Source organism: Mesorhizobium sp. NZP2234, from assembly GCF_013170765.1.
GTDB classification, from domain to species: domain Bacteria; phylum Pseudomonadota; class Alphaproteobacteria; order Rhizobiales; family Rhizobiaceae; genus Mesorhizobium; species Mesorhizobium loti_D.
The window spans coordinates 2,505,695-2,528,275 of sequence record NZ_CP033364.1 but is presented as its reverse complement, the minus strand read 5'-3'; the positions used below and the strand labels follow the sequence as shown (position 1 = coordinate 2,528,275).

Below are 22,581 nucleotides of genomic sequence, written 5' to 3'. Positions count from 1 at the left end.
ACTAGCTGAAGGGCAAAAGCAGTCATGGTTTCAGAGATTCGCGACGAGCGGGTCCGGTCGGTCTCACGCCTGAGCCGCCTGTTGAGCAGGCCGGAACTTGGCGCGGCGGCCGGCACCGTGCTGGTCTTCGTGTTCTTCGCCGTCACGGCGGGAAGCTCGGGACTTTTCAGTGCCAAGGGCATCGTCAACTTCCTCGAAGTCTCGGCCCAGCTTGGCATTCTCGCCGCACCCGTGGCCCTGCTGATGATCGCCGGCGAGTTCGACCTGTCGGTCGGCTCGATGATCGGCTTTGCCGGCATTCTCATCGCCATCCCTTCCGTGTTCTGGGGCTGGCCGATCTGGCTTTCGCTGCTGTTCACCTTCGCCGTCTGTGGCGGCATTGGCGCGCTCAATGGGCTCGCCGTCGTCAGGACCGGCCTGCCCTCCTTCATCGTGACGCTCGGCAGCCTGTTCATGCTGCGTGGCCTCACGCTCGGCCTCACGCGCGGCATTTCAGGGCGAACCCAGGTGTCGGGCGTGCACGAACTGGCGTTGCACGATCCGCTCAACAGCCTGTTCTCGGGGCAGGTGTTCTCCGGCCTGATCGCCTGGCTTTCCGACATCGGCCTGATCGGCAAGCGGGCGGACGGCCTGCCGTCCATATCAGGCATTCCGGTGTCGATCGTGTGGTGGATCGTGCTGACACTGGCCTGCACCTGGCTGTTGACGCGCAGCCGCTTCGGCAACTGGATCTTCGCCGCCGGCGGAGAAGCCAATGCCGCGCGCAATCTCGGCGTGCCGGTGGCGCGCACCAAGATCACGCTGTTCGTCATGACCGCCCTCGCGGCAGCCCTGTTCGCGGCGATCCAGGTGCTGGTCACCGGCTCGGCCGACACGCTGCGCGGCACGCAGAAGGAGTTCGAGGCCATCATTGCCGTCGTCATCGGCGGCACGCTGCTCACCGGCGGCTATGGATCGGCCATCGGCGCCATGTTCGGCGCCCTGATCTTCGGCGTGGTGCAGATGGGCATCTTCTACACCGGCATCGATACGGACTGGTTCAAGCTGTTCATGGGCGCCATGATGGTCATCGCGGTGCTGTTCAACAGCTATGTACGCAACCGCGCCATGAGGAGCCGGTGATGGCCGAGCCCTATGTCGAACTGAAATCGGTGAGCAAATATTTCGGCTCGGTCGTCGCACTCAAGGACGTGTCTTTCGATGTCTGTCCCGGCGAGGTGCATTGCCTGCTCGGCGACAACGGCGCCGGCAAGTCGACGCTGATCAAGACGCTATCGGGCGTCTACACGCCGGACGAAGGCGAAATCCGCGTCCAGGGCAAGCCGACACGGTTCGCCTCGCCCGCCGATACCCGCGACAGCGGCATCGCCACGGTCTACCAGGACCTGGCGCTGGTGCCGCTGATGAGCGTGGCGCGCAACTTCTTCCTCGGGCGCGAGCCGATGCGCAAGTTCGGGCCGATCAGCCAGTTCGACAGCGACTTCGCCAACCGCACCGCCCATGACGAGATGTCGGCCATGGGGATCCAGCTGCGTGATCCCGAACAGCCCGTCGGCACGCTGTCGGGCGGCGAACGGCAATGCCTGGCCATTGCGCGTGCCGTCTATTTCGGCGCCAAGGTGCTGATCCTCGACGAGCCGACATCGGCGCTGGGCGTCCATCAGGCATCCGTGGTCCTGAAGCTCATCGTCCAGTCCAAGGCGCGCGGCATCGGCGTCATCTTCATTTCCCACAACGTCCATCACGCCTATGTCGTGGGCGACCGCTTCACGCTCTTGAAGCGCGGCCGGAGCACCGGCACCTACGCCAAGGGCGAAATCGACCGCGATCAGCTGCTCAATCTGATGGCCGGCGGCAAGGAACTGGTGGACCTGGAACAGGAATTGGCAAAATCGGCCAAGAACGGCCCGGCTTGAGGCGCGGCGCGCCTTTGCCGGCAACGAAACGCGCCGCCAAACAAGCACTCACGCGGGCGAAGGCGCGCATGGCTGCCTTGCCGCTCGAGGCAGCCATTGGCGCCAGGCATCAGGCGCGGATGCGACGAAAAAGCGTTTCCACAATCACGTCGAAACGTTCCGGGTCATCAAACGCCCGGGCCGCAGGCATGGCTCCGTATACGGTCGCCATGAATGCTTGTGCCTCGATGTCGGGGGATGCCTCGATATGCACCGCCCCTGCTCTGATCAGACTCCGTATGTGGCGATCGGCTGGCCGAACATGCCGGGCTCGGGCTTCACGCCCAGGCCTGGCCGCTGCGGCACGGCGATATGCCCCTCGCGGATGACAATCGGATTGCCAGGGTCGAAATGCCCGTCGATATACTCTTGGGCGATCCATGCGCCTTCCATCCGGCGCGGCTCGACGGTCGCCGCGAGATGAACGCAGGCCGCCGCGATGATGTCGCCTCCCCAGGCATCGTCGCAGCTGTGCGGCAGCGAGCGGATGGCGCAAAGGTCGCGCACGGTCGTCATCTTGGTGAGGCCGCCAAGGCGGGTGACCTTGAAGCCGAAACCATCCGCGATGCCCAGCGAGATCGCCCGCAGCACCACGTTCTGGTCCTCGGTGCTCTCGTCGAGATAGACCGGATGTGTGACGCGACCCTTCAGCGTCGCGACCTCGTCCATGGTGTTGCAGGGCTGTTCTAGGACGAAAGGGATCGCCTGGCAGAGCCTGTCGAGATGGATTGCCGCGGCCGCCGTCAGGCCTCTGTTGCCGTCCACAGCGATGCGCGCCTTGTAGCCGACCGCCTCCCAGACCTTGTGGACAGTGGCCACGTCCTCTTCGAGATTACGCCCCGAAATCTTGACCTGCAGACGCGGATAGCCTGCCTTCACCTTGTCGGCCGCGATCCTGGCCGTTTCATCCGGCGGGCCGACGATCAGCGAATAGTAGGCCGGTACGCGATCCGTGAGCGCGCCGCCCAGAAGCGTCGACACGGGCACGCCGAGCTTCTGGCCGAGGAGGTCGAGAAAGGCCATGTCGAACGCGGCCTTGGCGTAGCCATGCCCGTTCAGGCGCTCGTCCATCCGCTTCGCCAGAAGCCTGATCGAGGCAATCTCCGCGCCGATCAGGCCTGGGGCAATTTCGGCGATCGCGGCGCGGGCGCCGAGCGCGTGATGCGGCTGGTAGATCGGTCCGATCGGGCAGGTCTCGCCCCAGCCGGTCAGGCCGTCATCCGTCACGATCTCGACCAGGGTACTGTCCAGCGACTTTACGTCGTCGCTGGCCATGCGATAGGCGCCGCCTTTGACGGGCAGCCGCGCCGTGTAGACGTTGATCCGGTCGATGCGCATCTTCTCTCGGCCCTTGCGATCAGCCGCGCGCCCTGGCCGAGCTGGGATCGTAGGGCGAGTCCGCGATCACCTCGGCGACCTTCCATTCGCCCAGGATCGCCACGTCGAGCTTGGTGCCGGGCTTGCCGAGGCGCTCGGGCAACAGCGCCAGCGCCACGTCATGCCCGAGCGTATAGCCATAGCCGCCCGATGTGATGCGCCCGAGGAGTTCGCCATCGATGTAGAGGCCCTCGTTGGCAAGCGTGCTGGCGCCGTCGGTCTCTATCCTGAGCGTCACCGACCGGCGCTGGTCGTTACGATCCTTGTATTTCAGCACCGCCTCGCGGCCGACGAAATCGCCCTTGTCGAGGCGGATGAACCGCTCGAGCCCGCTCTCCAGCGCGTTGAGCTCGGGATTCATGTCCCGGTACATGGCGCGGTAGGATTTCTCCAGCCGCAGCGATTCCAGCGCATGCAGCCCGACGAGCCGCATGCCGTGTTTCTCACCTTGCTTCAGGATCGCGTCGAGCAATTGCCGCTGGTAGGCCATGGGATGATAGAGCTCCCATCCGAGCTCGCCTTCGTAGTTGACGCGCAGCAGCCGCACGTCGCTGGCAAGCGCCACACTGCCGGTCTTCACGCCGAACCAGGGAAAGGCGGCGTTCGACAGGTCGATCTCGGTCAGCGGCTGCAGCACATCTCGCGCGTTCGGCCCGACGACCGTGAAGCAGCCGCGCTCATTGGTGACGTTCTTCAAGCTGACACCGCCCTCGGCGGGGAGCAGTTTTGAGAGGTCGTCGAAATTCCAGCGCTCCGCGCGCGGCGTCGAGATGAGATAGAAGCCGTCGTCGGCGAGGCGCGCCACCATGTATTCCGCCTGCACCCCGCCCGCGGGGGTGAGGTGATGCGCCAGAACAGCCCTGCCGACTGCCGGCAGGCGGTTGGCAAGGATCCTGTCGAGCCAGGCGGCCGCGTTTGCTCCCGAGACCTCGAACTTGGTCATCGGCGTCATCTCGACCAGGCCAACGGCATTGCGCACGGCCTGGACTTCCTCGCCGACGAAAACGCCCTTGGCGGTCCAGCGCCAGCTATACTGGTCCTTGGCCTCGACGCCCTTGGGCGCGAACCAGTTGGGCATCTCCCAGCCGTTGAGCACGCCCCAGACCGCGCCCAACTCGCTCAGCCGCGCGTAGGATGGCGCAGTCTTCTGCGGCCGGGCGGCAGGCATGTCCTGTCCGGGATATTTCTGCTCCGCATGCGTGCCCCAGGCTTCGCGGACTTTCTCGCGCGTCCAGGCCTTGTTGGCGTAGTCGCCGAAGCGGCGAGGATCCAAATCCGAGGTGTCGAGGCTGTTGCCGCCTTCGACGATCCGCTCCGACAGATAGTAGCCGATCGTGCCGCCCCACAGGATACCGCCCGGCACGCCCTCGGCCAGCCACACATTGGGCAGGCCCCAGGCCGGTCCCATCAGCGGAAGCTCGTCCGCCGTCATCTGGAAGGGGCCGCGGACATTGGCCTTGATGCCGGCTCGTCCCAGTGACGGCACAAGTTGCGTTGCCTGCTCCCAGTTCCATGATACCGCCTCGAAATCCTCTTCGACGAGGTCCGCGCCGAACCAGGTGGGAACGCCATCCTCGGCAAACAGCTTGAGGTGTTCGGTCCGCTCATAGGGCCCGAACATGAAGCCGTCGCCCTCCTCGCGCAGATAGCCCTCAAAACCCTCGTCGCGCAGGATCGGCATTTCGGGACGTCCCTGCTTTTTGCGCTCCACGACCTCCGGCACCGGCTCGGTGATCCAGTACTGGTGCAGGATCGGAATGGCGGGGATCTCGAGGCCGAGCAGCGCGCCGGTCTGGCGCGCGTAATTGCCGGTCGCGCAGACCACATGCTCGCAGGTGATGTCGCCCTTGTTCGTCTGGACCCGCCATTCGCCGCCGGCGGTCCGCTGGAAGCCGGTGACCTCCGTGTTCAGATAGATCTTGGCGCCCAGATCCCGCGCGCCCTTGGCCATGGCATGGGTCACGTCGGCCGGCGCGATATGGCCGTCGTCTGGATGATAGAGCGCGCCGAGCATGTGCTTGTTGTCGAGAAGCGGGCACAGCGCCCTCGCCTCCGCCGGCGACAGCAGATGCGCCCGCATGCCCTGAACGTCGGCGACGCTCATATAGCTCTTGTATTCGTCGAGCCGGTCCCTGGAATTGGCGATGCGCAGCTGGCCGCATTTGTGCCATCCGACTGGCTGCCCGGTCTCGGCCTCCAGCCCCTCATAGATCTCGATGGTCTTGTTGATCATCCGGCCGACATTGATGTTGCGGGCGTAGGACGGGACGAGGCCCGCCGCATGCCAGGTCGAGCCGGCCGTCAACTGGGTGCGTTCGAGCAGTGCGACGTCGGTCCAGCCGCGTTTGGCAAGACCGTACAGGATACCCGCGCCGACGCATCCGCCGCCAACAATCACCACCCGCGCATGTGTCTGCATCGATCCACCAAATCCCTGGCATTTTCAACGAACCATCGTCGAGGCTACAGGCGGCGAAAGCCCCTGTAACGTCTTCAAAAACTGGGGATCATGATAAGCTGGATTTATGCAGCTGGGCCCTTTCGGCAGCGCATATGCGCCGTCGCTAAAGTCCTCCCCCACGCGTTGCCCCTGCCGGCTGGTAACACTATAGATGGACCATCGTGCGCGAAGACATTCACACGACGGGCATTCCTGTTCTCTGCGTTTCATGCGAAGCGCGGCATCGCGGCATTTGCGGCGCCCTCAACCCCGATCAGCTTGTCGCCCTGTCCAAGTCGACGAAACGGCACAGGGCGGAGACAGGCAAGGAATTGATGAGCGACTGCGGAAGCGTCGACCGGTTCTCCAACGTTCTTTCCGGTGTCGTGAAACTCACCAAGACGCTGTCCGACGGCCGCCAGCAGATCGTCGGCCTACAATTCGCTCCCGATTTTCTGGGCAGGCCTTTCCAGGCCGAGAGCACATTGACCGCGGAAGCCGCGACCAATGTCGAGCTGTGCTCTTTTCCGCGCCAGACGCTGGAGCGGATGATGAAGGAGCAACCCGACCTCGAGCATCGGGTGCTCGAACAGAAATTGCGCGAACTGGACCAGGCGCGCGACTGGATGGTGGCGCTCGGCCGCAAGACCGCCGCCGAGAAGATCGCGAGCTTCCTGTTGATGATCGCGCGCAACATAGATCCGACCGCCGGCCCGGAACACCGCGTCACCGCTTTCGACCTGCCGCTGTCGCGCGCCGAAATCGCGGATTTCCTCGGCCTGACCATCGAAACGGTGAGCCGGCAATTGACCAGGCTGCGGGGCGACAACGTCATTCGCATCGACAACAACCGTCACATTGTCGTCGGCGACCTCGCGCGCCTGGCAGCGCGTTCCGGGGACTGATCGCCAACCAGACGCGATGCGATGAAGCGCTCAGCGCTGCCCGAGAATCCCCGGCAGCACATGGTCGCGCTCGAAGGCGATATGGCGCCGCATGGATTCGAACAGCGCGCGCAGCATGTAGCCGAGCGCCTCGGGGTTCTCGATGGGCCTCCCGTGGCCATGCGCAAGCAGGACCTCACTGAGATCAGCCGCCGCGCAGTCGTCCTCCAGATGCTCCACCTTGAGCCGCGCGACGATGTCTTCCCCGCCCTGGAGCCGCGCGAAGGCGGGGAAGACAGTGTCTTCCTCGAAGCGATGGCACTCTCGCAGCACCGGCAACAGATCGGCCGCCACGGCAAGGCACTGGAAGCGGTCGACGCGCGACGGCAGATCGTCGGCGATGCCTTCAAGCATGTGACAGAGCGCAAGCATCCGCACATGCGCCCGCTTCATGTCCGCCGGCCCGCGCAGCGGTCCGAGATTAGACTCGTTCATGATGCCTCCTCCGCCACGGCGGGCTCAAGGCGTGGGCAGGGCGACGGTGTCCTCGGCGGGCTCCTCGCGGACGGTGCGCAGTTCGTACCAGAGCGCATTGAGGATGCCGACGGAGGCGGCCAGTCCGAGGCCGAGGATCCAGGCAAAATACCACATGGTCAAAACTCCGGTTGAATCAGTAGGCCGACGAGCCGGCTTTCTCGACGCTCTTCTCGCCGACCTTGCCCCACAGCACGCTGTAGACCCACGCGGTGTAGGCAAGGATCAGCGGCAGGAAGATCACCGTGGCGATCAGCATGTTGCGCAGCGTGGCGCGGCTCGAAGAGGCATCGAACACGGTCAGCGAATGGCTGGGATTGCTGCTCGACGGCAGAAGGATGGGGAACATGGCAAGCCCCACCGTCGCGATGATCATCGCAACGCCGAACTGCGAGGCAAGGAAGGTCCAGCCTTCACGCCGGGCCCGGAAGCCGATGGCCGCCAGCAGCGGTGCGACGACACCGAGCGCCGGCACGATCCACAGCAGCGGATGAGCATGGAAATTCGCCAGCCAGGCACCGCTGTCCGCCGACACCGTCTTGAGCAGCGGATTGGACGGCCCGTCCCACACGATCGGCGAGGTCACGCGGTAGCCGCCGAGCAGGCCGAGCCAGACCAGCACGCCACCGCCGGCAAAGAGCAGCGAAGTGATGACAGCGGACCTGGCGCCGACCGCGCGCGCTCGGTCCCCGACGATGCCTTCCGCCTTGAACGCGAGCCAGGCCGCGCCGTGGGTTATCAGCATGGCGACCGAGACGAGGCCGCAATAGAGCGCGAGCGGGTTGAGCAGGCCGAACAGGCTGCCTTCATAGATGGGGCGCAGATCCGGTGTGAAATGGAACGGCACGCCCTGCAGCGTGTTGCCGAGGGCGACGCCGAAGATGAGCGCCGGCACCGCGCCACCGACGAAGAGCGCCCAGTCCCAGCGGCTGCGCCAGGCGGGATCGGGCCGCTTCGAGCGATACTTGAACGCAACGGGGCGCAGGATCAGCGCCAGAAGCACCAGGAACATGGCAAGGTAGAAACCTGAAAAGCTCAGCGCGTAGAGGGCCGGCCACGCCGCGAAGATGGCGCCGCCGCCCAGGATGAACCACACCTGGTTGCCTTCCCAGACCGGGCCGATTGTGTTGATCGCTACACGCCGTTCGGCATCGGTCCTTGCAACGAAGGGCAGCAGCGCGCCCACGCCCATGTCGAAACCGTCGGTCGTGGCGAAACCTATCAGGAGGATGCCGAGCAGGATCCACCAGATCACGCGCAGCGTTTCATAGTCGAAGAGAAAGTCGATCATCGTCGTGATCCTTTTTCACTCTGCGGGTTGCAGTGCGGGGTCGGCGTTCGGGCGCAGGTCATCGATGACCCTGGCGATCTCGGGCCCCTTGCGGATTGCGGCCAGCATCAGCTTGACCTCGATGATGGCGAGCACGCCGTAGACGAGCGTGAAGCCGGAGATGGTGAGCGCCAGGTCGGTGACGCCAAGCTCGGATGTGGCGAGGAAGGTCGGCAGCACGCCATCGATGATCCAGGGCTGGCGTCCGAACTCCGCCACGAACCAGCCGACCTCGATGGCGATCCAGGGCAGCGGCATGGCGATGAGCGCGGCACGAAAGAGCCAGCGTGGCGCTTCGGTCTCCCGTGTGGTGTGCCACAGCGACACCGCGAACAGCGCGGCGAGCACGAAACCGCAGGCCACCATCAGCCGGAAGCCGAAGAACAGCAGCGGCACGTAAGGCACGGTCGACCAGGCGGCATCCTTGATCTGCTGCTCGCTCGCCTGCCTCGGATCCGGCAGGTACCGCTTGAGCAGCAGCGCGTAGCCGAGATCCCCGGAGCTGGCATCGAAGGCGGCGCGGGCGGCGGTATCGGTGCGATCCGACTTGATCTTCTCCAGCGCGTCATAGGCGGCGATACCGTTGCGGATGCGCATTTCGGCATGGGCGACCAGTTCGTCGATGCCGGCGATCTGCCTGTCGATCGAGCGTGTGCCGATGATGCCCATCACCCACGGGATGCGGATGGCGAAATGCGTCTCGCGGTCGCTTTGGCTGGGAATGCCGAATGCCGTGAATGACGCCGGCGCGGGCTCCGTCTCCCACATGGCCTCGATGGCCGCGAGCTTCATTTTCTGGTTGTCGGTCAGCGCATAGCCGCTTTCGTCGCCGAGCACGATCACCGAGAGTGACGAGGCCAGGCCGAAGGCCGAGGCAATGACGAAAGAGCGCTTGGCGAGCTGGACATGGCGCCCGCGCAGCAGGTACCAGGCCGAAACGCCGAGCACGAAGGTGGCAGCGCAGACATAGCCGGCCGAAACGGTGTGCACGAACTTCGCCTGCGCCACCGGATTGAAGATCACCGCCATGAAGTCGGTGACCTCCATGCGCATCGTGTCCGGGTTGAAGGCCGAGCCGACCGGATTCTGCATCCAGCCATTGGCGATCAGGATCCAGAGCGCGGAGAAATTGGTGCCAAGCGCCATCAACCAGGTCACGATCATATGCGCGCGGGCCGACAGCCTGTCCCAGCCGAAGAAGAAGAGCCCGACAAAGGTGGCTTCGAGGAAGAAAGCCATCAGGCCCTCGATGGCGAGCGGCGCGCCGAACACGTCGCCGACATAGTGCGAATAGTAGGCCCAGTTCATGCCGAACTGGAATTCCATGGTGATGCCGGTGGCGACGCCGAGGGCGAAATTGATGCCGAACAGCACGCCCCAGAACTTGGTCATGTCGCGCCAGATGGTGCGACGGGTCATGACATAGACGGTCTCCATCATGGCGATCAGGATGGAGAGGCCAAGCGTCAGCGGCACGAACAGGAAATGGTAGAGGGCTGTCAGCGCGAACTGCAGCCGGGATAGGTCAACGAGGAGAAAGTCGGGCATGGGAGCATCCTTTTTGGACACCCGCTCATAACGCGCCGCGAACATCCGCGGCTTGATCTGGATCATTTCGTTTCATCATTGCGTGTGCGAGAGCCGGGGCATGAAAACGTCAGCTGTTCCCGCACCGGATCCGAAGGGCATCCCCTCCGGCCCCGCCCCTTTCCAGGCACTGTCGATCGCCGAACGGCTGGCAAGGCGCGGCTTGCGTCGGCTGCTCGTCCTGCAAGTCGCGCGCACCGGGCTGCGCCTCGGCTTCGCCGCGTCGGCGGCGATCGCCACCGGACGGCTGGTGATGGGCGATCCCGTCGATCCATGGCCGGCCGCGGCTGTGATCGTGCTTCTCGCTTCTGTGTGCCTCGCCGGGCTCGCCTCAGACAGGGCGCAGGCATCGGCCGAAACCGCCGTGTCGGTAGGGTTGCGCGGGGCTGCGGGCGAGCGCCTGGACGACATGCCGGCGCGACAACTGCAATCGCTGTCGGTCGGCGGCGTCATCGTCTCGATGCAGCGACATCCCGAGGCGGTGGCCGGCCTTGTCGTCGGCCATCGCGCGGCCAGCAGGATGATGGGTGCCGCACCGGTGCTTGCGGCCATCGCACTTTTCCTCGTTTCCTGGCAGGCTGCGCTGCTGGTCGTGTGCCTGACGCCGGTGATGATCCTGTTCCTCGCGCTGGTGGGCGATGCCATCCGCCGGCGCGCCGACGCCCAGGAACACGCCTTCGGCCGGTTGGCGGGCCAGTTCGCCGACCGCATCCGCACGCTGCCCACGATCCTCGCCAACCACGCGATGGCTACCGAGGACGCCAAGCTGGCCCGACGCCTCGAAACCTATGCGGACAACACCATGAGCGTGCTGCGCATCGCTTTCATCAATGCCGGCATCATCGACTTCTTCGCATCGCTGTCGATCGCCATCCTCGCCGTCTTCCTCGGCCTTGGCCATCTGAAGCTCGCGATGATTCCTGGCTTCTCCAACCTCGCGCTCTGGCAGAGCCTGTTCATCCTGATGATCGCGCCGGAATATTTCGCACCCTTCCGGCGCTTTTCGGAACAGTATCATGCCAAGGCGGAAGGCCTAGCCGCGGCGGCCGCACTTGACCGGCTGCTCGATGCCGAGCCGGTCGGGGCAAAGGCCTTGCCGGTTCTCGACCGCCTGTCCCTGGCGTTGCCGGAACAGGGCCTCGTCGCCATTGTCGGCCCGAGCGGATCAGGCAAGTCGACATTGCTGCGCCGACTGGCCGGGCTCGAACCAGGCGGAGCGCTCGACGCCGATGCACTCGCCGGCCGGGAAATCGCCTGGGTTTCCACCGACAGCTACGTGCCCGAGGGAACGCTTGCCGAGGCCCTTTCATGGAGTATCGACGTGCCGGCCGGGGACAACCTCAAGGCAGCCGCCGGCGCGATCGGCCTGGTCAACGATGCGCTGTTGCCCGGCGGCCTCGAAGCCAGGCTGGACAGGGGCGGAGCCAATCTTTCCGGTGGGCAACGACTGCGCATCGCGATCGCCCGCGCGCAGCTTTCCGGCCGGATCGTACTGGCCGATGAACCCACGGCAAAGCTCGACCGCCAGACGGCCGAAGCGGTGCGGCGCATGCTGCTTGCGATCTCGCGATCGCGGCTTGTCGTCGTGGCCACCCATGACCGCGATCTCGCCGCCGCCGCGGACATGACGGTCGATCTCACCCCCAACGATGCCATCGAGGTGGCGGCATGAACACTCTCCTTCAATCCTCGAGCCGGAAGTCGTGGCGGCTGGCTACGGGCTTTGCCTTCTCGGCACTCTGCTGCGGCGTATTGCTCGGCGGTGTTTCCGCCTGGCTGTTGGGATCGGTGGCGATCGCCGGCCTTTCCGCCACCGCCTTCACCTTCAACTTCCACATACCGGCCGCGCTGATCAGGCTGTTCGCGGTGGGCCGCACGGCCGCCCGCTATGGCGAGCGGCTGGCCGGCCACAAGGCAGCACTCGCGGACCAGGTCGCGCATCGCGTCGAACTTTTCGCCGCGATGGCGGCGGCGCCCGCCGTGCGCCGGGCCGGGTGGCAGCTCGGCGATGACGCAAGGCTGGCCGACTATCTCGATGATGTCGAGGATCTCGACTACGCCCGGCTGCGTGCCGGCCTGCCGGCGCTGACGCTGGCCTGCGGCCTCGCCGTCCTCATCGCCGGTTCGGCGGTGCTCGTACCGCCCTCGCTTCTACCGATCCTGCTTCTGCTGCTCGCCATCCTGTTCGCGGGGAACCGGGTGGCCAAGGCTGGCGCCATGGCATGGGAGCGCGCCAGGTCGATGCGTCGCGGGGGCGCAGGCAGGCTTGGCACGGCCATGGCGTCAGCCGTTCCGCTCAAGGCCGAGGGTGCCTGGCGCCACGAGTGTGGCGAGGCGCTTGCCGCACTCTCCCGCGCGGATGGCGAGATGCTTGCCCTTCGCCGCCTGCAGGCCGGGCTCGACACGCTCTGCGCCGCCCTCGGTCCGATCGGCGGCATAAGCGTGATGGCGGCTGCCTGGTATGCCGGCCGGCAAGGCACGGAGCTTCTCCTGCCAATGCTGCTCGCGTTCTCATGGTTGGCGCTGGGCGAAGCGCTGAACGGCGCGTCGCGCATGCTCGTGGCCGTGCTTCGCCGCAATGCCGCCCGGGCCGAGATCGGCAGGTGGACCGAGGCCGCTTCGGCGGACAGGCAAGCGCACATGCCGACCGAACCGCGCCAACTGCGCAACGGCGCCCTGCAGCGCCGCGCGCCGGACGACCGTCCCATTGGTGCGCCGGTCGCGCTGACACTTGAAAGAGGTCGGCCGACGGTGTTCGTCGGCGCCAGCGGCTCGGGCAAGACCAGCCTGCTCAAGCAGGTCGCCGGCTGGATCGGCGAGGATGGATTTGCCGCCGGCGACCGCATCCTGTCGGCAGGCGAGCGGCGGGCACTCTCGGCACTGGTGCTCCATGATGCTGTCATCATGGAGGACACTGTGCGCGCCAACCTCTTCGTCGGCAACGCACCGGACGCGGCCCTGTGGCGCGCGCTGGAAATCGTCGAGATGGACCGGCGAATCCGTGAGGCAGGCGGGCTGGATACCTGGATCAGGCAGGACCGGTTTTCGCTCGGCGAGGTGCAGCGCATCAACCTCGCGCGCGCCTGGCTGTCCGCCATGCCGCTGGTGCTGCTCGACGAGCCGACGGAGCATCTCGACGACGAGCAGGGCGAGCGCATCCTGGAGCGGCTGCTCGCCCAGCTGAGCGACCGGATCGTCGTCATTTCCACCCATCGCGCGTTCCCGCTTCGCGACACGGGAACCATCGAGCTGAAACCTTGAACCCGGGTTTCGTGGCGAGGACCATCGCCTCGCATTTTCGACACCTGTCTGGCCTCGGGCAATGCGGTTTGAGTGGGACAAGGCGTTACCGAGGTTTGCTCCGCGAGCAAGCCTCGCGACAAGCTTGGCCGCGCCGGCATTTGCCGCCTCTGTGCAATGCGGGCGGTCGCCTCGAGCAGTCCGCCTAACCGAAGATCCGGTCGCCCTGTTCATCCACCAGCTGGATGCCCTTCTTGATCGAAATGTCGACGGCGTCGTCTAGCCCGGCGAAACGGTCGGCGCGGATGAATTTGTGCTCCTTCACCACGCCGTCGACCTCCTTGGAAACGACACCGCAGGTCTGGTACTGGCCATCGGTCTTGTAGGGCGTGGCGCTGATGAGGAAACCCTTATGCTCGACCTGCTTGGCTGGCGCCGCACTTTTGGGCTCGGCCGTCTCACCGCCGCCGCCACCACCGAAAAGACGCTTCAGAAAAGACATCGCTCAAATCTCCTTGTTCGTCCTGCAAACCACGGTCTGTTCGCGATTCACGACGCTGTCGTCCCAGCATGCGCGAATGCGCCGCCGCGTTCCAGCCCCCTGATGAAGACGGCGACCAGGAGGTCGATCTGCTGGTCGATCTCGTCCGTCTGCCCGCGCACGGATCTGGCCGCATAGCCGCTGGTGACGATGCCGTGCACGCTTGACCACAAGGTGCGCGCGGCGATCCGTCGCGTGTCGGCGTCAAGGTCGAAATCGCCGCTGGCGAGCACGCCGGCAATGATCTCGAACAGCTGGTCGAGCCGCGCCTCGTAAGCATCGGGTTCGGCCAGTGTTGGACGCCGCCTGTTGAAGGCAAGCAATGCGGGCCAACTGCCCGGATGCGCTTCGACGAAGCGCACATAGGCGCCCGCCAGCGCCAGCAGGCGCTGGCGCACATCGGTGATGCCGCGCCGGGAAAGATCGGCCATCGCCGCTGCCCCCGCCGCCCCGAGTCGATCAAGCAGCCGCATGTTGACGGCACGGTGCACCCCGTCGAGATCGGAAAACAGATTGTAGACCGAACCGACCGAGATGCCCGCCTGCTCGGCGATGGTCCTCGCCTTCAGATTGTCCATGCCGCCCTCGTTGAGCAGCACTTCGGCAATCGCCAGCACCCGCTCGCCCGTCTCTTCCTTGTCCAGTGCCATATCAGTCCTTGTAGGTGCGAATGCTTTGCGCGGCACGCTGGTTCGAACCGCGATTTCCCCCTGTTTACCATATGCGAAGTTTCGTGAACAGCGTTCAAAAACGTCTTGAACAATGTTCATTTCCTGTTATGTTGGCCCCGTGAACATTGTTCACAGAACAATTCGAAGGGAGAAGAACCATGCTTAGCCTGATCAGAACATTGCTCGACGGCGCCAGCGCGCGGGCCGAGGACGGCCTGAAGGATCGCTTCGCCATCGACCTTCTGGCACAACGCATCCGCGACGCCGAGGCGGGCCTTGCCGCCGCCAAGCAGACCCTCGCCTCGCTGATCGTGCGCCAGCGTGCCGAGCAGGCCGGGCTCGACCACCTCGAACGCCGCCATGCGGATCTCGAAAGCCGCACGCTGAGCGCACTGGCCGCCGGCAACAACGGGCTTGCCGAAAGTGGTGCCGCGGCTGTCGCGGAGTTGGAAAATGAACGCGAGGTTCGCCGCGCCACCGTGCAGAGCCTTGGCGAAAAGACCTTGCGGATGCGCGTTTCGGTGGAGCGGGCGCATCGCCGCATCATCGACCTCAACCAGGGCATGATCTCGGCCCGGGCCATCGATGCCGAGCGCAAGGCGCAGTCACGCCTCGTCAGGTCGATCGGCCATTCGGCGAGCCTCAACGACGCCGAGGAGCTTTTGGCCCGCATCAAGGGAGCCGGCGACCCATTCGAGGAGGCCGGCATTCTCGACGAGATCGACGGCGAACTGCGTCACGAAGCAATCCGCGACCGCCTTGCCGACGCCGGGCACGGCGCGGCGGTGAAGGTGCGCGCCAAGGACGTGCTCGAGCGCCTGAAGACCATCAACTGAAAACCCGCCTGCAGACCTGACTTCCATCAAACCAACGGAGAACACCCATGAACGCCAATCAGACCTACATCATGTTCAACACCGCCTCGGTCGGTGCCGCCTATTTCATGCTCGGCCTGTCGCTGTGGCTGGCGCCGGTCGACCTGGCGACCAAGGGTTACTGGGCGATGGGCATTCTGCTGCTCACCGGCAGCCTGGTGAATCTGGTCAAGTACCGCACCGACGAGCGCCTCTCGGCCGAGATGACCGCCAAGATCGAAAAGGCCCGCAACGAAAAGCTGATCAGCGAATATGTCGGCAAGGAATGATGCCGGCCCGCCCTGACGCAAAGAAGCCCGGGTCGTCGCCCCGGGCTTTCTTGCGTCTGTCGCGACGAGATCAGCGATGCGTCAGCGCTTCCAGCGCTTCCGCCGCGGCTTCGAGGATGGCGATCGCCTCGGCCTGCTTTTCAGCCGGGGCATCGACGATGTCGCCCAGCGCCGCGCGCAGGCGATGGCGGATGGCGCGGAATTCGTCGCGCGTTTCCGAACGCTCGCCACGACCGCCGCGACCGCCGCGCCGGTCCTCGCCATCGTCGTTCCAGCCGAACCAGTCGCGCGCCTTGGCCATCTTGCGCCCGAAGCGTTCGAGGTGGTCGAGCACGCCGTCGATCATCTCGCGATTGTCGGCGAGATGCGCCTGGCCGGCCTCGGTGATGGAAAATACCTTCTTGTTGCCTTCGCTCGACGAGACGGCATAGCCTGCCTCTTCCAAGAAGGTCAGCGTCGGGTAGACCACGCCCGGGCTCGGGCTGTAGATGCCGCTGGTGCGCTCTTCCAGCGCCTTGATGATGTCGTAGCCGTGGCGAGGCGCCTCGGCCAGCAGCGACAGCGTGATCAGCTTGAGGTCGCCGTCGGCCAGCATCCGCCCGGCGCGGAACATGTCCCCCGGCCCGCCGCGGCCGCCACCGCGACCGCCATGGCCGAACGGGCCGAAGCCGCCGCCCCCTCTGCCACCGAACTTGCCGGCCATGTGCATGAACATGCGCTCACCGAAATGGCCGCGTCCGAAATGATTGTCCTTGTGCATTGGATTGCTCCTTGAGTTCTATCTTACGATATATCTTAATTAGGGTCGCCTTCCCATGGAGTCAAGATATATCTTACGATGTATCTGAATGTCATGGCAGACGCTTGCTTTCGCCGGCCGATAAAGCCGGCGGACAAGGGTTAGGAGACACCCTCCGGACCCTTCCGCATCACCGCGCGCTACCAGCGGCCCTTGCGGCGGTTCCAGGCGTAGAGCAGATCAGCGAACCGGTCATAGGCGAAGCGCGTCATCGGCAGGGTCAACCGGTTGCCGAGAAGCGTGGCCAGCCAGCCCTCGCCCGGCGTTATCCGCCACACGGCGATGGCGACATCGGCGCCGACCAGCAAGCGGCCATCCGCATCGGTGGCGTGCAGCCGCCGGCGGATGTCCTCCAGCGAGGCGCCGTGTCCGGCCAGGGCCGCCGGCTCCAGATTGATGTCGCGAAATTTGATCCGCCCGGCCCTGACCGCTTCGATCAGCCGCCGCTTCTGCCTGGTAATGCCGCCATCGCAGACGGGGCAACGCGTGTTGTACCAAACGGTTAGTTCAGGCCTTGGCGTTTGCTTGAGCATGATTGGCATGCTCAGCCGTGGCCGTGCCTGTGGTGCAGGTCCGGATAATGCGGATGGCGGTGGCGCATCGGCGCATGCCGGTGCCAGTGCGAATGCGGCTCGCTCACCGGCCCGTCATGATCGTGCTGGTGGTGTTCGTCATGCACATGGCTGTGCTCATGTTCCAGCGCCTCGTGGTCGTGCTCATGGTCGTGGCGTTCCGACAGATGCAACCATAGGCCGATACCCATCAGAAGTCCCGCCAAGGCCAGCTTGAAGGTGACGGCATCGCCCAGGATGACGATGGCCAGCAGCGCACCGATGAACGGAGCCAGCGAGTAATAGGCGCCTGTCCGCGCGGTACCAAGATGGCGCAATGCCAGGATGAACATCACAAGGCTGACGCCGATGCCGAGGAAGCCGACGGCGGCCGTGGCCACGACAATGGATACCGCGGGAAACGACGCTCCGGCGGCAAGCGCCAACCCGACATTGGCCGCGCCCGCCACCAGCCCTTTCAGCATGGCGATCACCACCGGGTCGGTCGCCGAGATCTTGCGGGTGAAGTTGTTGTCCAGTCCCCATGCCAGGCAGGCCCCGGCGACGAGCAGCGCGCCGAGATTGAAGGCGACACCCTCGCCCTGCCATGACAACAGGACCGCGCCCGCCAGAATGGCGAAGGCGCCAACAAGCAGGCGCCGGTCGACATTCTCGCGATAGACGAGCCAGGCGATCGCCATCGTCGCCAGCCCTTCCAGATTGAGCAGCAGCGCTGAACTGGATGCGGTGTTGAGGCTGAGGCCGAACATCAACAACACCGGCGCGAGGATGCCGCCCATGCCGATCGCCAGCGCCAGCCAGGGGACATCCCTGGCGGCCAGCTGCGCTTCGCCGGCCGCGGCCTGTTTGCCGCGAAGCAGGCGATACAGGGCAAGGCCAATGCCGGCGCCGAGATAGAGCAGGCCGGCCAGCATGAAGGGGCTCACGCTGTTGAGCAGCAGCTTGGAGAGGGGCGGCGTGGCGCCAAACAATGCGGCCGAAAACAGGGCAAGCGGCACACCGGGCCACAGATGGGAATGCGGGTGCGGGTCTGACATGGTCCTATCCTTGTGCCCAGGCGGCGACGTGGCTGCTATTTGTGGCGCATCGCGGCCTTTGGGCCGATGCATTTGTTGTCGCGAAACAGCGCCCATTCCTCGCACAGGCGCCCATCGGGCAAGCGGCAGAAGCCATATTCGTTGCCGGCCTTGTCTTTCCTGATCGTCAGGCGGCCGCCAATCTGACCGCAATGGACCGAGGCCGGATTGGCCATGCCGACCGGTTTTGTCGTGGCGCCGGCCTCGAGCGGCATTGATGATATCAAGGCAAAAGCGACGGCCAGTATCGAAAAATTGTTCATCGCGATCCCTCCTGGCCGCATATCTACCACGGCGAGACGTCCTGTCCCGAGACAACTGTCAAATATGTCGGAACGCGCGGCGGATCAGGTGCCATCAAGGCGGCACCTGATCCGGTTGTCCGCAAACACTAGCCGAGCGAAGTTATGATCTCGCGATAAGCGAATTCGGGGAAGGCCTTGAGCGTTCGCGTCCGGATATTGCCGCTCGCCGCCAGCATCAGCGAGAAACGCGCCAGCACCGCGTCGTCGGGGGCTTCGACCACGGCCACCATGTCGTATTCGCCCATGGTCAGATAGAACGACTTGAACGAGCCGCCCATATCTCCCAACTGCTTCCTGGCGGCGTCGAGCCGCTTGGGTGAATCGCGCACGTTTCTGGCGCCCTGCTCCGTCCAGTTCATAAGCACGATGTAGCTTGTCATGGCTCACCTCCCTCCGGGGCCACGGAGCACGGCGGCTTCGCCGGGGCGGGCATCCGGGTTGTCGCCCAGAAAATGCATCCGACGTCAAATTATCCTCCCGCGGCGAACGTCCTGCAAGGACGCATCCACGCATCATTTGCGGGCTGGAAGGGACACTCGGCGGCGACCGGCGAAAGCCGGTTTGAAAACCCGCCTGATTGCTGCAATCTCCTTCGTGGCCATGGTGGAAATCCCAGGCCGATGTCCAGGATCGATCCAGCCGCCGGAGGGCTTCATGCGCGAGACGACAGACCTGCCCCGGCATCGATCGAAATTCCCGCCGCATGGACCGGCGAGGACATGGCGAAGCATCCCGGCCGCTGGCTGGTCGAACTGGACCCTCGCGACGTCGCCGAGCTGGAATTGGCGGCAACCGGCTTTCTCGCCGGCTCGCGCGATATATGCGGCCTGACCAAGGCCGATTTCCCCTTGCCCCGGCTTGCCGGCCATCTTGCCGCCCTTCACGGAAAACTGATCGCCGGCATCGGCTTCGAGGTCCTGCGCGGCCTCCCGGTCGAGAGATATTCCGCTGAAATGGCGGCAACCATCTTCTGCGGGATTGGCGCGCATCTGGGAAGCACACGCTCCCAGAATGCCCAGGGCCATATACTCGGCCATGTCCGCGACATCGGCGCCGACGCCAGGGACGCCACGACGCGCATCTACCAGACGGCGGAGCGCCAGACGTTTCACACCGATTCCGCCGATGTCGTCGGCCTGCTCTGCCTGCGCGATGCCATGCAAGGCGGCGAATCCCTGCTGGTCAGCACGGTTACGATCTACAATGAGATGCGCAAAAGCCGGCCCGATCTGGTCCGCCTGCTGTTCGATCCGATCGCAACCGACCGGCGCGGCGAGATCCCGGAAGGCGAAAAGCCCTATTTCGAAATCCCGGTCCTCAACTGGCATGCGGGACTGCTGACCGGCATCTACCAGCGCCAGTACATCGACAGCGCGCAGCGCTTCCCGGATGCCATGCGGCTGAGCACCGCCCATGTCGAAGCGCTGGATCTCTTCGACAGCCTTGCCAATGATTCGAAGCTGCACCTGTCGATGCGGCTTCGGCCCGGCGACATGCAGTTCGTCTACAATCATTCGCTGCTTCACGACCGCATGGGTTTTCGCGACTGGCCGCAACCCGACAGGCGGCGCCACATGCTGCGCCTATGGCTGTCAATTCCCGGCGACCGCCCGCTGCCCGAATATTTCAGGCAGCGTTATGGCTCGATCGAGATCGGCGACCGGGGCGGCATCATCGTCAAGGGGGCGCGGCTGAACGTGCCGTTGTAACGCAATTCCCGGAAGGTCCGAAAACGACTTTCCATTGATGTGAAAACGAAAAAGGGCGCCAGTTGGCGCCCTAAATTTTTCGCGTCGGATAAAACTCAGCTGTCGAGGAAGCTGCGCAGCTTGCGGCTCCTGCTCGGGTGCTTGAGCTTGCGCAGCGCCTTGGCTTCGATCTGGCGGATACGCTCGCGGGTGACCGAGAACTGCTGACCGACTTCTTCCAGCGTGTGGTCGGTGTTCATGCCGATGCCGAAGCGCATGCGCAGGACACGCTCCTCGCGCGGCGTCAGCGAGGCGAGAACCCGCGTGGTGGTCTCGCGCAGATTTGCCTGGATCGCCGCGTCGATCGGCAGGATCGCCATCTTGTCCTCGATGAAATCGCCCAGATGCGAATCCTCCTCGTCGCCGACCGGCGTTTCGAGCGAGATCGGCTCCTTGGCGATCTTCAAGACCTTGCGCACTTTTTCGAGCGGCATTGCGAGCTTTTCGGCCAGTTCTTCCGGCGTTGGCTCGCGGCCGATCTCGTGCAGCATCTGGCGCGAGGTGCGTACGATCTTGTTGATCGTCTCGATCATGTGCACCGGGATGCGGATGGTGCGCGCCTGGTCGGCGATCGAACGCGTGATCGCCTGCCGGATCCACCATGTCGCGTAGGTCGAGAACTTGTAGCCGCGGCGGTATTCGAACTTATCGACCGCCTTCATCAGGCCGATATTGCCTTCCTGGATCAGGTCGAGGAACTGCAGGCCGCGATTGGTGTATTTCTTGGCGATGGAGATGACGAGGCGCAGGTTGGCCTCGACCATTTCCTTCTTGGCGATCGCGGCTTCGCGCTCGCCCTTCTGCACCTGGTTGACGATCTTGCGGAATTCCAGGATCGAGATCGCCGTTTCGGTGGCCAGGTGCTGGATCTCGGCGCGCAGGTCCTTGATCGCATCCTTCTCGTTCTTGGTGAATTCCTTCCAGCCGCGCGAGGTCAGGTTGGCGATCGAGCGCGTCCAGTTCGGGTCGAGCTCCGAGCCCTGATATTCCTTCAGGAATTCCTCGCGGCGCACGCCGTAGCTTTCGGCCAGCCGCAACAGCTTGCCCTCGTTCTGCACCAGGCGCTTGTTGATGTCGTAGAGCTGCTCGACCAGCGCCTCGATGCGCGCCGTGTTGAGCGACAGCGACTTCACCGCCTTGATCAGCTGGTCCTTCAGCTCCTTCAGCCGGCGGTCCTGGCTGGGCGACAGCGTGCCGGCGGCGGCCAGACGGTTCTCGACCTGCTGGTCCTGCAGCTTGCGCAGCTTCTTGTAGGTGTCGGCGATGACGTCGAGCGTCTCCATCACCTGCGGACGCAGTTCGGCTTCCATCGCCGCCAGCGACAGGCTGGCCTCGTCCTCGTCTTCCTCGTCGTCGTCCCCGATGCCGCGCGTATCGGCGCCGACATTGGTGATGTCGTCTTCATCGTCGCGCCCGCGACGCGGCTTTTCCTCGGCCTTGGGCGCTTCCTCGATGCGCTCGACCACCGGCGCCTGCTTGGCTTCGGGGCCGGCATAGGTGGCTTCGAGATCGATGATCTCGCGCAGCAGGATCTTGGATTCGTTGAGTTCGTCGCGCCAGATGATGATGGCCTGGAAGGTCAGCGGGCTTTCGCACAGGCCCGCGATCATCGTCTCGCGGCCGGCTTCGATGCGCTTGGCGATGGCGATTTCGCCCTCGCGCGACAGCAGCTCGACCGAGCCCATCTCACGCAGATACATGCGCACGGGATCGTCGGTGCGGTCGGTCGGCTCTTTCTTGGTGGTGGTGGCGGCGACCGCCGTACCGGTCTGTTCGGCCAGTTCGTTGGCGTCTTCCTCGGCGTCCGCCGCGGTGTCGCCGGCCTCGGCCTCTTCGCCCTGCTCGTCATCCTCGACGACATTGATGCCCATGTCGGACAGCATTGCCATCGTGTCCTCGATCTGCTCGGAGGTCACTTCCTCGGAAGGCAGCACCGAATTCAGCTCGTCCATCGTGACATAGCCGCGCTTCTTGGCGGCCTTGATCATCTTCTTGACAGCATCATCGGAAAGGTCGAGCAGAGGGCCATCGGTGGCGCCTTCGCGTTCGGTCTCGACCTCTTCCTTTTCCTTAGTCGCCATAATTTTTATCTTCTCCTAGCGGCCAAACTTTGGGGCCGCGTAAGCTGTCGGACCAGTCAAATCGGATACGCTCGTTTTTTGAAACGCGCCTCACCGGGCCACTAACCGCATCATCTCTTTTGTTTGGTGCATGCCATCACCCCAAAACCGGTTCCACTCTTGGCTGACCACTCTTGGGCGACATGCATTAAGTCCAGATTAACCCTGATATCTGTGGCAGGCGGCCTGCCTGTCCAGTGACCAGTACCTCACATCGCTCATTTCCCGTCGGCGCGGGTGCGGGTTAACGTTTCGAAT

General features: G+C 64.6%; 23 protein-coding genes. 8 read left to right on the top strand and 15 right to left on the bottom strand.

The window, feature by feature from the left end:
- Window positions 1–24 precede the first annotated feature (24 nt).
- Together EB230_RS12420 and EB230_RS12415 are read left to right on the top strand one after the other, a co-directional pair.
- Window positions 25–1,122 carry an ABC transporter permease gene (locus EB230_RS12420; RefSeq protein WP_056578534.1) on the top strand — a complete coding sequence of 366 codons (1,098 nt, stop codon included), beginning with the start codon at window positions 25–27 and terminating at the stop codon, window positions 1,120–1,122.
- A complete protein-coding gene (locus EB230_RS12415; protein WP_056578537.1) occupies window positions 1,122–1,916 on the top strand; it encodes an ATP-binding cassette domain-containing protein in 795 nt (264 codons plus the stop codon). The genes EB230_RS12420 and EB230_RS12415 overlap by 1 nt, the downstream gene beginning before the upstream one ends.
- Before the next feature lie 109 nt (window positions 1,917–2,025).
- Here the strand turns inward: EB230_RS12415 and EB230_RS12410 are convergent, their stop codons facing one another.
- The 3 genes from EB230_RS12410 to EB230_RS12400 are packed head-to-tail and all read right to left on the bottom strand — an operon-like array spanning window position 2,026 to window position 5,751.
- Window positions 2,026–2,169: a hypothetical protein gene (locus EB230_RS12410; protein WP_196772395.1), complete on the bottom strand. Its 144-nt coding sequence runs from the start codon at window positions 2,167–2,169 to the stop codon at window positions 2,026–2,028.
- Between the two features lie 14 nt (window positions 2,170–2,183).
- The gene (locus EB230_RS12405) at window positions 2,184–3,293 is read right to left on the bottom strand and encodes a mandelate racemase/muconate lactonizing enzyme family protein (RefSeq protein ID WP_172372496.1); all 1,110 of its coding nucleotides are present in this window, start codon (window positions 3,291–3,293) and stop codon (window positions 2,184–2,186) included.
- A gap of 19 nt (window positions 3,294–3,312) precedes the next feature.
- Complete coding sequence (locus tag EB230_RS12400; protein ID WP_172372495.1) at window positions 3,313–5,751, bottom strand: FAD-dependent oxidoreductase; 2,439 nt, start codon at window positions 5,749–5,751, stop codon at window positions 3,313–3,315.
- Between the two features lie 200 nt (window positions 5,752–5,951).
- On the opposite strand from EB230_RS12400, the gene EB230_RS12395 reads away from it, so the two are divergent.
- Window positions 5,952–6,677: a Crp/Fnr family transcriptional regulator gene (locus EB230_RS12395; RefSeq protein WP_172375051.1), complete on the top strand. Its 726-nt coding sequence runs from the start codon at window positions 5,952–5,954 to the stop codon at window positions 6,675–6,677.
- Between the two features lie 30 nt (window positions 6,678–6,707).
- Here the strand turns inward: EB230_RS12395 and EB230_RS12390 are convergent, their stop codons facing one another.
- The 4 genes from EB230_RS12390 to EB230_RS12375 are packed head-to-tail and all read right to left on the bottom strand — an operon-like array spanning window position 6,708 to window position 10,068.
- Window positions 6,708–7,151, bottom strand: coding sequence for a hemerythrin domain-containing protein (locus EB230_RS12390; protein WP_246738938.1), 444 nt, complete (start codon window positions 7,149–7,151; stop codon window positions 6,708–6,710).
- A gap of 24 nt (window positions 7,152–7,175) precedes the next feature.
- Window positions 7,176–7,307 (bottom strand): cytochrome bd-I oxidase subunit CydX, encoded by a 132-nt coding sequence (gene cydX, locus EB230_RS12385; RefSeq protein ID WP_065005662.1) that lies wholly within the window; start codon window positions 7,305–7,307, stop codon window positions 7,176–7,178.
- A 19-nt stretch (window positions 7,308–7,326) separates the two neighbouring features.
- Window positions 7,327–8,481, bottom strand: coding sequence for a cytochrome d ubiquinol oxidase subunit II (cydB, locus tag EB230_RS12380; RefSeq protein ID WP_056578547.1), 1,155 nt, complete (start codon window positions 8,479–8,481; stop codon window positions 7,327–7,329).
- Between the two features lie 15 nt (window positions 8,482–8,496).
- Window positions 8,497–10,068: a cytochrome ubiquinol oxidase subunit I gene (locus EB230_RS12375; protein ID WP_056578979.1), complete on the bottom strand. Its 1,572-nt coding sequence runs from the start codon at window positions 10,066–10,068 to the stop codon at window positions 8,497–8,499.
- A gap of 100 nt (window positions 10,069–10,168) precedes the next feature.
- On the opposite strand from EB230_RS12375, the gene EB230_RS12370 reads away from it, so the two are divergent.
- Both EB230_RS12370 and EB230_RS12365 read left to right on the top strand, forming a co-directional pair.
- Window positions 10,169–11,779 carry an ATP-binding cassette domain-containing protein gene (locus EB230_RS12370; protein WP_056578551.1) on the top strand — a complete coding sequence of 537 codons (1,611 nt, stop codon included), beginning with the start codon at window positions 10,169–10,171 and terminating at the stop codon, window positions 11,777–11,779.
- Window positions 11,776–13,368, top strand: a complete 1,593-nt coding sequence (locus tag EB230_RS12365; RefSeq protein ID WP_065005661.1) for an ATP-binding cassette domain-containing protein — start codon at window positions 11,776–11,778, stop codon at window positions 13,366–13,368. The genes EB230_RS12370 and EB230_RS12365 overlap by 4 nt, the downstream gene beginning before the upstream one ends.
- 184 nt (window positions 13,369–13,552) lie before the next feature.
- Here the strand turns inward: EB230_RS12365 and EB230_RS12360 are convergent, their stop codons facing one another.
- Together EB230_RS12360 and EB230_RS12355 are read right to left on the bottom strand one after the other, a co-directional pair.
- Window positions 13,553–13,849, bottom strand: coding sequence for an HlyU family transcriptional regulator (locus tag EB230_RS12360; RefSeq protein WP_056578557.1), 297 nt, complete (start codon window positions 13,847–13,849; stop codon window positions 13,553–13,555).
- Between the two features lie 47 nt (window positions 13,850–13,896).
- Complete coding sequence (locus EB230_RS12355; protein ID WP_056578560.1) at window positions 13,897–14,538, bottom strand: TetR/AcrR family transcriptional regulator; 642 nt, start codon at window positions 14,536–14,538, stop codon at window positions 13,897–13,899.
- A gap of 179 nt (window positions 14,539–14,717) precedes the next feature.
- On the opposite strand from EB230_RS12355, the gene EB230_RS12350 reads away from it, so the two are divergent.
- Both EB230_RS12350 and EB230_RS12345 read left to right on the top strand, forming a co-directional pair.
- Window positions 14,718–15,395 carry a PspA/IM30 family protein gene (locus EB230_RS12350; RefSeq protein ID WP_056578562.1) on the top strand — a complete coding sequence of 226 codons (678 nt, stop codon included), beginning with the start codon at window positions 14,718–14,720 and terminating at the stop codon, window positions 15,393–15,395.
- A 47-nt stretch (window positions 15,396–15,442) separates the two neighbouring features.
- Complete coding sequence (locus EB230_RS12345; protein ID WP_023779112.1) at window positions 15,443–15,703, top strand: YiaA/YiaB family inner membrane protein; 261 nt, start codon at window positions 15,443–15,445, stop codon at window positions 15,701–15,703.
- A gap of 70 nt (window positions 15,704–15,773) precedes the next feature.
- Here the strand turns inward: EB230_RS12345 and EB230_RS12340 are convergent, their stop codons facing one another.
- From EB230_RS12340 to EB230_RS12320, 5 genes are all read right to left on the bottom strand, one after another.
- On the bottom strand, window positions 15,774–16,463 hold the full coding sequence (locus EB230_RS12340) for a PadR family transcriptional regulator (protein ID WP_056578565.1): 690 nt from the start codon (window positions 16,461–16,463) through the stop codon (window positions 15,774–15,776).
- A gap of 179 nt (window positions 16,464–16,642) precedes the next feature.
- On the bottom strand, window positions 16,643–17,035 hold the full coding sequence (locus EB230_RS12335; RefSeq protein ID WP_056578983.1) for a DCC1-like thiol-disulfide oxidoreductase family protein: 393 nt from the start codon (window positions 17,033–17,035) through the stop codon (window positions 16,643–16,645).
- An 11-nt stretch (window positions 17,036–17,046) separates the two neighbouring features.
- Complete coding sequence (locus EB230_RS12330) at window positions 17,047–18,111, bottom strand: DMT family transporter (RefSeq protein ID WP_056578568.1); 1,065 nt, start codon at window positions 18,109–18,111, stop codon at window positions 17,047–17,049.
- A gap of 35 nt (window positions 18,112–18,146) precedes the next feature.
- Window positions 18,147–18,413, bottom strand: a complete 267-nt coding sequence (locus EB230_RS12325) for a DUF333 domain-containing protein (protein ID WP_056578570.1) — start codon at window positions 18,411–18,413, stop codon at window positions 18,147–18,149.
- A 128-nt stretch (window positions 18,414–18,541) separates the two neighbouring features.
- Complete coding sequence (locus EB230_RS12320) at window positions 18,542–18,835, bottom strand: GYD domain-containing protein (protein WP_056578573.1); 294 nt, start codon at window positions 18,833–18,835, stop codon at window positions 18,542–18,544.
- Window positions 18,836–19,174: 339 nt separating this feature from the next.
- Here EB230_RS12320 and EB230_RS12315 point away from each other — a divergent pair, with 339 nt between their 5' ends.
- Window positions 19,175–20,164 carry a TauD/TfdA family dioxygenase gene (locus EB230_RS12315; protein WP_246738937.1) on the top strand — a complete coding sequence of 330 codons (990 nt, stop codon included), beginning with the start codon at window positions 19,175–19,177 and terminating at the stop codon, window positions 20,162–20,164.
- A 95-nt stretch (window positions 20,165–20,259) separates the two neighbouring features.
- On the opposite strand, the gene rpoD is transcribed toward EB230_RS12315, so the two are convergent.
- Window positions 20,260–22,284 carry an RNA polymerase sigma factor RpoD gene (rpoD, locus tag EB230_RS12310; RefSeq protein ID WP_056578576.1) on the bottom strand — a complete coding sequence of 675 codons (2,025 nt, stop codon included), beginning with the start codon at window positions 22,282–22,284 and terminating at the stop codon, window positions 20,260–20,262.
- Between the last annotated feature and the right edge of the window lie 297 nt (window positions 22,285–22,581).